The organism is Bartonella sp. CM31XJBT (assembly GCF_028618555.1).
Classification (GTDB): Bacteria; Pseudomonadota; Alphaproteobacteria; order Rhizobiales; family Rhizobiaceae; genus Bartonella.
The window spans coordinates 48570-62156 of record NZ_JAQITD010000003.1 but is presented as its reverse complement, the minus strand read 5'-3'; the positions used below and the strand labels follow the sequence as shown (position 1 = coordinate 62156).

Here is a 13587-nt window from a genome sequence, read left to right as displayed (position 1 = left end):
TAGAATCTCGTTTAGCGGATTTCAACTGCTGACCATTTTCATATGTTTCTTTTCGTAGATAATAAATTGATTTATCATCATAATTCATTTTTTTTCAATTTGAAGAGAGTCCTCAATATCGGAAGACTTTCTCACTTCAAATTTATTGATGTTTAATCATAAAAAACACCTCTCTTGCACATCACAAACTGGGTTGGCATACAAGTGAGGGTTTATGTGGATAAACAATGATTGAAGAATAAGAATAAAAATTCTCTGTATAAATCCTTTTAAATGTGAGGGCTGTTGCAATATTGTGTATTCTGTGACCGATAGTCTCGTTACAAGTTACACAAACGGCTTATTGTTGGGTGAAATTTTTATACATTCATTTATTTTTTGCCATTTGTTTTTTGTATTTTCTTTTCTTAAGAAAATTTCCAATGTTATCAATGGCTTTAATTCATACCAAGCGCATTTTTATAAAGTTCAATGATTGCTTCTTCTTCCATTCTTTCATGCTCTTCTTTTTTACGCAGCCGTATAATGCTTCGAACAGCTTTACTATCAAAGCCAGAGCCTTTAAGTTCAGTATAAACGTCTTTAATATCATCAGAAATGGTTTTTTTCTCTTCTTCTAGTCGTTCAATACGTTCGATAAAAGAGCGTAATTGGTTTACGGATATAGCGTGTGTTTGATCGGTTACTGTATCGTTCATTGTATTTTTCTCCAAGTTATATATTTAAAGTTGTTTTTCGACGACGAATTTATGTTAAAAAAGCTTGAAAATAAAAAGTAAATCAAGCTACACAGCTTTTTTACAAATTGACTTTAAATATTTTGTAAAATTTTTAAGATATATGCATTGATAAAAGGGCTATAAAAAGAAAAATATGAAAATATACGTTTTAGATTTGAAAAGCTTTTAAAAAAGAAATGTGTAATTTGTTTTGAGAATTTGACATTATAGAGGAAGTTTTGTGATTTTAAAAAAACGATATTGGGTGTTTCAGAAAGGATTAAAAGTTTTTCTCTTGAGTATTTTGCTCTTGTTTCCCCTCGTTGTTTTTGCAAAAGCTGACTTTAGAGTTTGTAATACAACCCAACAGTCTGTAGGGGTTGCTCTTGGATATCGTACATTTTCAGGGTGGGTGAGCGAAGGCTGGTGGACGGTACCAGTGACGGAATGTAAAACTTTAATTGAGGGGCCTCTTGCTTCACGGTTTTATTATTTTTATGCGGAAGGAGCACAAAAAAAAGGGAACTGGGCAGGCTCTGTGACCATGTGTGTACAAGATAGCCAATTTACCATTCAAGGGGTTCATGATTGTTTCCCTCGAGGATATCAAAAGGCTGAATTTAAAGAGATCGATACCGGAAATCAAACCAGTTGGATGGTACAGTTGACGGATGAGTCTTTGTTAAACAATTCAGTTATACCTTCTCTTTCAGGAAATTCTCCACCGTGAAACGTGCACGTAAAGTAAAAATTATTGCGACTCTTGGTCCTTCTTCTTTTTCTCGTTTGATGATTGAGAAGCTTTTTAGGGCAGGGGCAGACGTTTTTCGTCTTAATATGAGCCATACTGATCGTGATATGCTGGGTGATTTGGTCAAGTCTATACGAGAAGTTGAAAAAACAGTTCGACGCCCCATTGGTATTTTAGTGGATCTTCAGGGGCCAAAACTGCGTGTGGGGCGTTTTGCTAAGGGGCAAGAAGATTTGCGTGTTGGGCAAAGCTTTACATTAGATAATCGCGATGTTCTTGGTGATGCACAGCGTGTTTTTTTCCCTCATGAGGATGTATTTTCGGCTGTTAAACCAGGGGATCGGTTGTTGATTGATGATGGAAGGGTGGAACTGCGTGCGCAAGTTTGTGATGGTCATTCTGTACAGTGTCGCGTGGTTTCTGGAACCCGTATTTCTGATCGAAAGGGTGTCAGTTTTCCCGATACAATTTTGCCTTTTGATTCGATGACGTCAAAAGATAAGGAGGATCTTCAGGCTCTTTTACAGCAGCCTGTTGATTGGGTTGCTCTTTCTTTTATTCAACGTCCAGAAGATATTATAGCGGTGCGTCAGTTGACGAAAAGCAAGGTGTCTTTGATGGCTAAAATCGAAAAGCCTCAAGCCTTGGAGCATATAGAGAAAATTATTGAGGTATCCGATGGTATTATGATTGCACGGGGTGATCTTGGAGTGGAAATGCCCTTGGAAAAGGTCCCTGCACTTCAGATGGAGCTCATAAAAGCTTGTCGTTTAGCAGGAAAGCCTGTTGTGGTGGCAACACAAATGCTCGAATCAATGATTACATCTCCTGTTCCCACACGCGCAGAAGTGTCGGATGTTGCTACAGCAGTTTATGCAGGAACAGATGCGGTGATGTTGTCTGCTGAATCTGCTTCTGGTCGCTATCCTGAAGAAGCTGTGCTTATGATGGACCGAATCGCGCGGCAAATCGAACAGGATCACACTTATGCCGCTCAGGTTGGAGCACAACATCCAGCACCAGAATCAACAGGAACGGATGCGATTTCTCTTGCTGCACGTCAGATTGCTGAAACACTTGCTCTATCCGCTATCGTTGCCTATACGGCTTCAGGAACAACGGGGGTGCGCGCCTCTCGTGAACGCCCTAATAGACCGATTATTGCTTTATCGCCCATTGTGGAAACAGCACGGCGTTTGGCTTTAGTTTGGGGGCTTCATTGTGTGGTTACGCAAGATGCACGGAGTTTAGAGGATATGGTTGATCGTGCAGCAGCTATTGCATTTCAGGAAGGCTTTTGCAAAGGAGGAGATCGCTTCCTTGTGACAGCTGGGGTTCCCCTTGGAACGCCCGGTGCGACAAATCTCTTGCGTATTGCTTCTGTCTCTCAAGATGGAACGAAAGGGATTTGAGCCGTTTACGCATGGTGTTTTTTCATGCGCCTTTGAACAGGCTTTAAAAACAACGGGTGCGCGCCTCTCGTGAACGCCCTAATAGACCGATTATTGCTTTATCGCCCATTGTGGAAACAGCACGGCGTTTGGCTTTAGTTTGGGGGCTTCATTGTGTGGTCACGCAAGATGCACGGAGTTTAGAGGATATGGTTGATCGTGCAGCAGCTATTGCATTTCAGGAAGGCTTTTGCAAAGGAGGAGATCGCTTCCTTGTGACAGCTGGGGTTCCCCTTGGAACGCCCGGTGCGACAAATCTCTTACGTATTGCTTCTGTCTCTCAAGATGGAACGAAAGGGATTTGAGCCGTTTACGCATGGTGTTTTTTCATGCGCCTTTGAACAGGCTTTAAAAACAACGGGTGCGCGCCTCTTGTGAATGCCTCCATAGAACCCATTATTCTTTTATCTCTTATCGTAAGATAGAAAGGTATTGCGTTAGGTTGTCCAGTTTGGGGATGGGAGCAGATGCGGTGATGTTGTCTGTTGATTTTGTTTTAGTTCTGAGGAAGCTGCTTTTACGGTAGGGCATTTAATGGGAGCCCCCCTTTTATTTCATTAAGGCATATTGGGGATTGCTTTATTGAGTTTATACGAGCGAGATGTTCATTGATAATGAGAATTTATTCTTTTTCTTTTTGAATGAGAGTCTTGAAATTGTTCTCATTTTAAACTTTTGCAGACAGAATTGAATAAAATTAAAATTATGTGCCTAAAAAATCGTACTGGTATGTTATGAGAAAAAGTGATGGGTGAATGTGTTTTTAAAATATGCTTTGTCTGATCATTTGCAACATATTGATTTATAATGATAATTTATCGTTATTAAACTTGAATTAGAACCCCGAATTCCGTAAAATTCTCTTCAATTTATTTATGTTTTGTTAATTATAACTCTTTGCTTGTACGTCACAAGCGGGTGGGACATGTGGGTAAAAATTGTACAAGAAAGGCATACTTCTTATGAACCGTTTTAAGAGCCAAGGGGGCTGTCGCAATATTGAGGGCTGGTTATAATGATGGTGCCGACTTGCTCTTTTATTAAGCTTGGAGATTTTGGGGGGTGGGGAGAGGAATATGGATTATTTGTTATAAGGATAAAAATAGCGGTAGAGGATGTTTTCAAGAGCTATTATTGTTGTTTATGATGTTTGAGGTTGTATGAGATTAACATACTCTTCGGTTTTGACTTTTTTCTTGCTCTAAAGGATGAAAATACTTAATTCACGCTGGTTTATAAATGATACGGTTCTTTTCGGTGGGTTTCATCGGATGGACATTCTAGGTGCAAAGACTCTATGGTGCTTATATTATCAAATAGCGGTGTTTTACGGTATAATAGATAAGGTTATTTTTTTAATATATTGAATCTGCTTGATATTATCTAGGGGCAAGGATTTTGGACATGCATTCATAGGGAACATGAATATAGTTCTTTTTTTCGAAGGGTGCTTTATTTGTTTGTTGCTGTTGTCATTTATATGATTTTTTTTACATGATGTTGGTTTTGTTATCTTATTGCGCTGTGAAAAGACATCTCATTTGAAGTGTGGTGATATAAGGCAGTCTCCTTGATATAGGAAGCGTTTGTGCGGAGGTGAAATATTCAGGGTAGGGCTTTCTTGTTGAGGTTTAAGTTAATCCCATAAGTTGTGAGTAGCTGGAATCCTTCCTATAAGAAACCAGACTGTTTACAGACTGGTGTGGGTTTAAGAATTTTTATCCTGTGAGATGTGGCGGACAAGTCAAGTCTCTGGTTTATTATGCGCTGATGTACTTTTTAGAAATCTTCCTGTTCTTGTTCTTGAATGTTTGTGTGGTTTTGATCATCTTTGAGCAATTGGTTGGTGAGATTTTCAATGCGTTGTGTGGTGTCACGCATAATTTTCCCCATGGTGCGGTCTCTTTCGTTGTGGAGTCGTAAAAGAGCATTGTAGTCTTCTTGTAATTTTTTATTTTCTCGTTTTATTTCTTCCATTTCATCGATAATCATTATGCCAGCCATAACCGATAAACGATGGTCGCCAATTTCACCAAAATTGTTCTTTAAATGTGTGATATATTGATCTAATTGAGCAGCAAGCGCAATAAGACGACGTTCTTGTCCTTTGTCACAAGCCATGCGATAAATTTTACCATCAATGGTAACGGAAACAGTTTCCATACATTCAAACCTTTATCTATCAATGACAACACGAATTGTTTCCATTGCTTTAATAAGACGTTTGGAAACTTCTTTGTTTACGGACTCTAAGCGTTCAATTTGGGCTTCAGCTTTGTCAAGCGCTTGGGCAAGATGGCTGCGGTCAGCATTCATTCGTTGGATTTCTTCTTCCCATTCGTTATTTTTATCAATAACGGCATTACGGTTTATTATGGTGATCTCTAAAGTTCTAAGTGCCTTTTCTAGGTGCTCTAAAGCATCTTGTAGAACTGTAGTCTCTTGGTTCATTGCTTTTATCCTTTGGGTAATTGTATCCTTTATCAATGTGTTATGCAAAAACGAATCACTTTCACTCTTGTGTTGTGTGCATTTTATTTTTAAGTATGTAAGATATTTTAGCAAGCAAAGCAGGGGATAGATATAAATTAAAAGCTGGATTTTTTGCGCGTATTGGCATAAATGACATGGATATACAGGACGCGTGAGGGGAATGTTATTAATGTTATTGAAGTGGTGGCAAAAAGTCTCACGCTAATGGTTAGAAAATAGTATTTCTTGAGAATTTTAAGAGAATACGGAAAAAGCAACAGAATAACGTATTTAACGAAATGGTCGATTATTCATGACAAACACCCACCAACAGAATCAGATGGCCAATGCTATCCGTTTTCTTGCTATTGATGCGATTGAAAAAGCAAATTCTGGTCATCCAGGCTTGCCAATGGGAGCCGCCGATATTGCTACGGTTCTTTATACAAGATTCCTTGCTCATGACCCCAAAAAACCTCGCTGGCCTAACCGTGATCGTTTTGTGTTATCAGCAGGACATGGGTCTATGTTGCTTTATGCTCTCTTGTATCTTTCTGGTTATGAAGATATTGGCATTGAAGATCTCAAAAATTTTCGCCAATTAGGAGCAAAGCTTGCTGGGCATCCAGAATATGGGCATGTGGCGGGAATCGAAACAACGACTGGTCCTCTCGGACAAGGGTTGGCGAATGCCGTGGGGATGGCTCTTGGAGAGCGTTTGCAAAATGCCCGTTTTGGTGATCTTATCAACCATTACACCTATGCGTTGGTGGGCGATGGATGCCTTATGGAAGGGATATCTCAAGAAGCACTTTCCCTTGCCGGTCATTTGAAACTCAATAAGCTTATTGTGTTGTGGGACGATAATAATATTTCTATCGATGGAGAGATTTCCCTTGCTGACAGTACAGATCAGATTGCGCGTTTTAAGGCTTCTGGTTGGGAGACACATAAAGTCAATGGGCATGATCAAGCAGCAATTGCGCGGGCTATTGAGGCGGCACAAAATTCCGATAAACCAACTTTGATCGCTTGTAAAACAACAATTGGTTTTGGAGCACCCAATAAAGCGGGTACCAATAAAGTTCATGGAGCCCCTTTGGGCGCACGAGAAATCGCTGAAACCCGTATCGCTTTAGGGTGGGATGCTGAGCCTTTCGTTATTCCAGCCGATATTCTCGATAATTGGCGCTTGGCAGGGCTTAATGCTGCTAAAAGGCGGCAAAAGTGGGAAGAAAAATTTGCTGATCTTCCTATCTCAGAGCGTGTGGAGTTTGAAAGATTGATGCGGGGCGATCTCGTGGGCGGATTTGATGGCGCTATTGATACTTATAAACAGAAATTGGTTGAAGAGCGCCCCGTTGTTGCTACGCGTAAAGCTTCGGAAATGGCTCTTGAAGTGATCAATGAGGTCGTTAGTGAGACTATTGGTGGTTCGGCTGATCTAACCGGATCTAATAATACAAAAAGTAGCCAGATGAAAAGTATCTCTGCTGAAGATTTTTCAGGGCGCTATCTGCATTATGGAATTCGCGAACATGCAATGGGAGCTGTGATGAATGGTCTTGCCCTTTATGGCGGCTTTATTCCTTATGGGGGAACCTTTTTATGCTTTTCTGACTATATGCGTCCTGCTATGCGTTTGTCTTCTCTCATGGGGTTGCGGGTGATTTATGTCATGACTCATGATTCTATTGGTCTTGGTGAGGATGGTCCGACCCATCAACCCGTGGAGCATTTGGCTTGCCTGCGTGCAATGCCTAATCATTTTGTGTTTCGTCCTGCCGATGCTATGGAGACAGTCGAGTGTTGGCAATTGGCTTTGAAAGTACGCGGGACGCCTTCTACCTTGGCTTTGAGTCGACAAAATTTACCGCTTTTGCGTCAAGAGTATGAAGAAGAAAATCTCTGTATGCTCGGTGCTTATGAATTCCTAACAGCTAGCGATGATGCTCAAGTGACTCTGTTTGCTTCTGGTTCAGAGTTGCAAATTGCAGTAAAAGCTCATGAAGTCTTAGAAGAAAAAGGCATCCCAACGCGTGTGGTTTCTGTGCCTTGTTTTGAACTCTTTTCTCAACAGTCTCTCTCTTATCAGCGTGCTCTCATTGGGGAGGCACCGATTAAAATTGCCATTGAAGCTGCTGTCGCCCAAGGATGGGATCGTTTTATTGGCTGTGATGGTGTGTTTATTGGTATGGAGGGCTTTGGGGCAAGTGGAACAATTGATGCCCTTTATGCGCATTTTGGTATTACTTGGGAAAATGTTGTTGCCACCGTTGAAAAAGAGCTGGAAAAGATCAAAGAGGAAAAGACAAAGTGACAGCTTGTGTTGTCATGAATGGGGTGATTGTAGGGCATCATATTTTGTGCAGTATTGTGGATGATCTTGTGCATTATTGTGGATAAGTGAGTGAGTGATCAAGATATTGACATTGTGGGAATTAATGATTTTGGATTGGTGAAATACCCATTTATTGTGTTTTAAATGTTGTGCTTTTAAAAATTGATGAGGAAACATGTGAAATGACAGTTCGTGTTGCAATTAATGGGTTTGGTCGTATTGGTCGCAATATTTTACGTGCACTTGTGGAAAGTGGACGACAAGATATTAAAGTGGTCGCAATTAATGATTTGGGATCAGTGGAAACAAATGCCCATTTGTTGCGCTATGATTCAGTTCATGGGCGCTTCCCTGGGACCGTTAAGGTGGTAGAGGATGCTATTGATGTGGGGGGTGGTTTAATAAAGGTATGCGCAGAGCGCGATCCTGCTCTATTGCCTTGGAAAGATTTGGATATCGATATTGCTTTGGAATGTACGGGCATTTTTACTGCGCGTGATAAAGCAAGTGCTCATTTGGATGCTGGGGCAAAGCGTGTTCTTGTTTCTGCGCCTTCTGAAGGAGCAGATCTTACGGTCGTCTATGGGGTTAATCATCAATCTTTGAGCAGCGAGCATCGCGTTGTTTCAAATGCTTCTTGTACAACCAATTGTTTGGCGCCTGTAGCACAAGTTTTGCACAACACGGTGGGCATTGAAAAGGGTTTTATGACAACAATCCATTCTTATACAGGTGATCAACCTGTGTTGGATACAATGCATCGTGACCTTTATCGTGCACGTGCGGCAGCTCTTTCTATGATTCCTACCTCAACAGGAGCGGCAAAAGCTGTGGGGTTGGTCTTACCAGAATTAAAGGGATTGCTTGATGGTGTATCAATTCGTGTTCCGACCCCTAATGTTTCTGTGGTTGATTTGACATTTACTGCGAAGCGTTCCACAACAATTGAAGAAATTAATACAGCTATTGCTGCTGCTGCACAAGGTCCTTTGAAGGGCGTTTTGGATACTACAGAAGAAAAACTCGTGAGTTGTGATTTTAATCATAATCCTCATTCAGCTATTTTCCACAATGATCAAACAAAAGTGATTGATGGTAAGCTCTGTCGCGTTTTGGTTTGGTATGATAATGAATGGGGCTTTTCTAACCGTATGAGTGATACGGCTGTGGCTTTTGCTAAGACAATATAAGAGGACCTTAGGGTCCTCTTATTATAGGGAAAAGTCTCATTTTTGTGCAATTTTGAGAAAAACAGATAGAGGCTGTTGTTCTCATGCGCTAGAGAGAAGAAACTATTGAAAAATTGATGATGTGTTTTGTTTTAATACTGAGTCAATACGTGCGTTTAAAAGCTGAATAAAAGAGTAAACTTTGAAAAAGTAAGATCTGAACGAGACACCCTTTGAGAAAACGTCAGAAAATTAGGAGATGTAAATTCTTTTGCCTAGAAGTAAAAGAAAGCTTTAATAGAGATCAAGTTGAGCCAATGCATTTGTTTGCCACAATTTGTTTGCTACAATGGGATATGAAGGTTAAGAGCAATGGTGGGCTTTTGTACATTTGACGATGAAGCTTTGGCTTTTTAAGCAGAGGGTGGAGAGATAGGCTGTCGTGGATCTCTTGTAAAAGAAAAGAGGGAGATGAGTGGAAAGAAAAGTGGGCAGGGTTGTTGGATGCGTTTTTATTTGAAACAATGGAAAGTGAAAAGGAAGCAGTGATGGGGTTTCGTACACTTGATGATGTTGATGTTTTGGGCAAACGTGTTCTTATGCGGGTGGATTTTAATGTGCCAATGGCGCAAGGCAAGGTCTGTGATACGACGCGTCTTCAACGACATAAAGAAACAATCATTGAGCTACAAAAGCGTGGTGCTAAACTTATTCTGCTTTCTCATTGTGGTCGCCCCAAAGGAAAGGTAGAGCAAGAGTTTTCACTCCGTCCTGTTGTGCAAGTGCTGGAAAAGATCATTAATCAGCCGGTTGCTTTTGCTCCTGACTGTATCGGTTCTGCGGTGCAAGTTGCTGTTGAGTCATTACAAAATAGTGGTGTTTTACTGCTTGAAAATGTTCGCTTTTATGCTGGTGAAGAAAAGAATGATTGTTCTTTTGCGGAAGCTTTGGCTCATAATGGGGATCTCTATGTCAATGATGCTTTTTCAGTTTCTCATCGTGCCCATGCTTCGGTGGAGGGAATAACGCATTTGTTGCCTTCTTATGCAGGGCGCTCTTTGCAAGGTGAATTGCAGGCATTAGAAAAAGGACTTGGCAATCCAGCACGTCCTGTGGTTGCCATTGTGGGAGGAGCGAAAGTTTCCAGCAAGCTTTTTGTGCTCAATCATTTGGTGGAAAAAGTTGACTCTTTGATTATTGGTGGGGGGATGGCTAACAGTTTTTTAGCAGCGCAAGGTGTGTCTGTTGGTAAGTCACTGTGTGAACATGCATTGATGGAGACGGTAAAAAAAATTATTAAAAAAGCGCAAGAGTGTCACTGTACGCTTCTGCTCCCTCAGGATGCTGTCGTTGGATTTCGTTTTGAAAAAGATGCACCGCATCGTCTTTATGACATTGAGGATATTCCACAAGATGGCATGATATTGGATATTGGGACGCGCTCTATTGCGCATATCAATGCTGCGATAGATGAAGCTGCTACTCTTGTGTGGAATGGACCCCTTGGTGTTTTTGAGATGTCTCCTTTTGACAAGGGAACCATTGCCGTTGCACGCCATGCGGCAGAACGTAGTTTGACAGGAAAGTTGGTTTCAATTGCGGGAGGGGGCGATACAGTTTTTGCTCTTAATCATGCTGGTGTTGCCAATGATTTTACTTATCTCTCGACTGCTGGAGGAGCTTTTTTGGAATGGATGGAAGGAAAGACCCTTCCTGGTATTCTTGCCCTCATGCAGGCTTAAAGGGTTTCTTTGAAGGGAAGGTTAAAGAAAAACTATACAGTCGTGTAGAGTGTTTTTGATAGTGTTGCGCATTTTTAGAAATTAAGACAAAATAAAGAGGAATTTTTTATGAATGAACGGCTTGAAGATATTGCACTTGCTTTGGTGCATGCAGGTAAAGGTATTTTGGCGGCAGATGAAAGTACGGCGACCATTGGAAAGCGTTTTGAAAGCATTGGTGTTGAATCCAATGAAGATAAGCGCCGTGCTTATCGTGAAATGCTTTTTAGTACAAAAGAAGCGATGGAAAACGCCATCTCTGGGGTTATTTTATTTGATGAAACCATTCGGCAAAAAGCATCAACTGGGAAAATGTTGACGGATCTTATTCGGGATTCAGGCGCTTTGCCAGGGATTAAAGTTGATACCGGTGCAAAACCCTTGGCTGCTTTTCCCCAAGAAACAATTACCGAAGGGTTGGATGGTCTTCGTGAGCGGCTAAAAAATTATTATGCTTTGGGAGCACGTTTTGCTAAATGGCGTGCGGTAATTGCTATTGATGAACACACTTTGCCAACAAGAGGCGCCATAAGACAAAATGCACAAGCTCTTGCACGCTATGCTGCCTTATGTCAGGAGTTCAATATTGTGCCCATTGTTGAGCCGGAAGTGTTGATGGATGGATCATCGTGTGGGCATTCAATTACACGCTGCTTTGAGGTGACACGCACTGTTTTGCAGGCTGTCTTTAAAGAATTGTTTGAAGCTCGTGTTCTTTTGGAGGGGATGATTTTAAAGCCCAATATGGTGATTGATGGAAAGGATGCTCGCAAGGCTTCTGTTGAAGAAGTTGCTGAAAAGACTGTCCAAGTGCTTAAACAGACTGTTCCTGCCGCTGTTCCCGGAATTGCTTTTCTTTCTGGAGGGCAGTCTGATCAGGAAGCAACGGCGCATTTATCTGCTATGAATTCTTTGGGCGTATTGCCTTGGAAATTGACCTTTTCCTATGGACGAGCACTGCAAGCAGCTGCCTTAAAAGCATGGGCGGGAAAAGATGAAAATATTGCTGTTGCACAGAAGGCATTTCGTCATCGGGCTCGGATGAATCATCTTGCGGCTTTGGGACAATGGACAAAAGAACAAGAAAAAGCGTGCGATTGAAGCACAAGCCCTGTTTTTAAATGCGGAGAGATTTTGCATGTTTCTGCGTGATTTTTTGTGCCCTCATCATGATAAAAATGGCGGGGGCATTTTAGGCTTGAAAGCTTTCTCAGAGAGTTTTTTCCTTGGACCTTTTAAAAGTCTTTAATGGGTGCTATCGAGAGATAAGATTGCGGGAGAGGTGCAATTTCGAGAAGGGGAGATAATGCTAGGAAATTTGTGAATGCACAGCACTTTAGTATGGTGTCGTTCATGGGTGGGCACTTGCTTTTTGAGTGAAAATCAGAAAGCTCATACTGTATTGAAGAGTTTGATATTGTGATATTTTTTCTTTTTCATGTTATTATTACTTGTCATCAGCAGAATTTATTTGATTGCAGTTTCAAAGGTGGATTAAGCGGGTAGATTAGAGAGTTGCGATTTCTGAGCGGATTGGAATACAGCTTATGAAGCTTTTCTGCGTCAGGATAGCTTCCTCTTCAATGGGGGTAGTTTTTCTATTGGCGAACGAATTGAATAACTCTTGCGAAAGAAAATAGATTTGTACCTCAATAAAACACCTATTTTTTCGTTAAAATGGATAAATTTTTCTTGTATTTTTTGATGATATAATTAAAAATAAATAACTTCATAGCATCTTGGCTTAAAACGGGGGGAGTTGTGGACGGTATATCTTCTAAAAATAACAGTATATCTTCTAAGAATACAAGCATCAAAAGAAAAAATCGATACGCAGAACAGAGCTTTTCTGCAATTATGATGCGAAAATTGTGCAATATGGTGCGTGGGGTATTCGAAGGGATCTTTACAGTATTTACTTTCACAATTTTTCTTATCCTGTTCAGCATACGTGGACCGGTTCATGCCGTACTAAGCTTCTTTGCAGGTGCGAGTGGAATAACGTGCTTTTTCTTTTTTGTCGGATACTACTTACAACGCCGCGAAGCAACAGCAGATGAGGCCGGTATATCGCTCACATTACTTTTAGCAATTGGTGAAGGCATTTTTTCTATTTGCTCCCTGTATGCTGCGTGGGGTTACGACGCTCTCTTATTCCGTTTAGCACCTCCTGGGTATGTTCTTATTCTCCCTGAATAAATAGGGTGCAATTCGTTTGCATACAAATCAAAATGAGAGGCTGTCTGCCTCTCAAATTCTTAATAATCGCTCTCCAAAATAATGACATCAGACCCGCGTTCAATGAAGGGGCTAACAAGCTTTGGGTCCTTAAGCCTCAAGGCAACCCTTTACAAGTTGCGCCTAACGGCATCCTTGACCTTAAGACAGAAAAACGGCTTATGAACAAACTCTCTTATTAAGCCACATCATCTTTTATTCTTCTCATGTGGTTCTGAAATCATGATATAAGGGGCAAGCTTCTCATCGTGCCTAAATTGTATTTTATCGTGTGTTAAATGGAAAAATGAGAAAAAGCATCTTTATGCAATATAATCCAATTATGATTTTTTGATTTAAACATAAAGGACTTAAAGTTCTACAAGACTGATACAATAAAAGGGGGAAAATCGCCTATTCTTAGAAACTAAGTCGTATTCTCGGTGCTCTTGATATAGCTATCTCACCAAATGGTTTTGAAGACTTATCCTTTTAGCTCTATTTATTAAAAGGTCATTTTGAGGGGGCTTGGCTAATGAATGTAAAGGAAAATTAGCACGTAATATTTCGCTTTGCTGGTATAGATGCTGAATGAAGTTAATTATCTAGAGGATCACTGAAGAGGGAGCGCTAAAAAATGATGAAAATCCTCCGTACTTCGGTGAATTCGTGGTTGAAGATATAAT

At 40.7% G+C, this 13587-nt stretch carries 10 protein-coding genes and 1 pseudogene; 8 read left to right on the top strand and 3 right to left on the bottom strand.

The window, feature by feature from the left end; genetic code table 11:
* Window positions 1–437: 437 nt before the first annotated feature.
* Window positions 438–698 (bottom strand): DUF2312 domain-containing protein, encoded by a 261-nt coding sequence (locus PVV63_RS02530; RefSeq protein WP_005774567.1) that lies wholly within the window; start codon window positions 696–698, stop codon window positions 438–440.
* A 262-nt stretch (window positions 699–960) separates the two neighbouring features.
* Here PVV63_RS02530 and PVV63_RS02525 point away from each other — a divergent pair, with 262 nt between their 5' ends.
* The 3 genes and pseudogenes from PVV63_RS02525 to PVV63_RS02515 form a co-directional block, all read left to right on the top strand.
* On the top strand, window positions 961–1449 hold the full coding sequence (locus PVV63_RS02525) for a DUF1036 domain-containing protein (protein ID WP_273790491.1): 489 nt from the start codon (window positions 961–963) through the stop codon (window positions 1447–1449).
* On the top strand, window positions 1446–2882 hold the full coding sequence (pyk, locus tag PVV63_RS02520) for a pyruvate kinase (RefSeq protein WP_273790490.1): 1437 nt from the start codon (window positions 1446–1448) through the stop codon (window positions 2880–2882). The genes PVV63_RS02525 and pyk overlap by 4 nt, the downstream gene beginning before the upstream one ends.
* Before the next feature lie 56 nt (window positions 2883–2938).
* Window positions 2939–3226, top strand: a pseudogene (locus PVV63_RS02515) (pyruvate kinase alpha/beta domain-containing protein); the annotation flags it as partial.
* 1474 nt (window positions 3227–4700) lie between these two features.
* Here the strand turns inward: PVV63_RS02515 and PVV63_RS02510 are convergent.
* Together PVV63_RS02510 and PVV63_RS02505 are read right to left on the bottom strand one after the other, a co-directional pair.
* A complete protein-coding gene (locus PVV63_RS02510) occupies window positions 4701–5084 on the bottom strand; it encodes a cell division protein ZapA (RefSeq protein WP_273790489.1) in 384 nt (127 codons plus the stop codon).
* Between the two features lie 12 nt (window positions 5085–5096).
* Window positions 5097–5372: a DUF4164 domain-containing protein gene (locus tag PVV63_RS02505; protein ID WP_005774573.1), complete on the bottom strand. Its 276-nt coding sequence runs from the start codon at window positions 5370–5372 to the stop codon at window positions 5097–5099.
* Window positions 5373–5706: 334 nt separating this feature from the next.
* On the opposite strand from PVV63_RS02505, the gene tkt reads away from it, so the two are divergent.
* The 5 genes from tkt to PVV63_RS02480 all read left to right on the top strand — a co-directional run bounded on the left by tkt (window position 5707) and on the right by PVV63_RS02480 (window position 12883).
* Window positions 5707–7713, top strand: coding sequence for a transketolase (gene tkt, locus PVV63_RS02500; RefSeq protein WP_273790488.1), 2007 nt, complete (start codon window positions 5707–5709; stop codon window positions 7711–7713).
* Between the two features lie 203 nt (window positions 7714–7916).
* Window positions 7917–8924 (top strand): type I glyceraldehyde-3-phosphate dehydrogenase, encoded by a 1008-nt coding sequence (gap, locus tag PVV63_RS02495; protein WP_273790487.1) that lies wholly within the window; start codon window positions 7917–7919, stop codon window positions 8922–8924.
* A gap of 527 nt (window positions 8925–9451) precedes the next feature.
* Window positions 9452–10645: a phosphoglycerate kinase gene (locus tag PVV63_RS02490; protein ID WP_273790551.1), complete on the top strand. Its 1194-nt coding sequence runs from the start codon at window positions 9452–9454 to the stop codon at window positions 10643–10645.
* Window positions 10646–10753: 108 nt separating this feature from the next.
* Window positions 10754–11785, top strand: a complete 1032-nt coding sequence (locus tag PVV63_RS02485) for a class I fructose-bisphosphate aldolase (protein WP_273790486.1) — start codon at window positions 10754–10756, stop codon at window positions 11783–11785.
* A gap of 756 nt (window positions 11786–12541) precedes the next feature.
* A complete protein-coding gene (locus PVV63_RS02480; RefSeq protein WP_273790485.1) occupies window positions 12542–12883 on the top strand; it encodes a hypothetical protein in 342 nt (113 codons plus the stop codon).
* The last annotated feature ends 704 nt before the right edge of the window (window positions 12884–13587 follow it).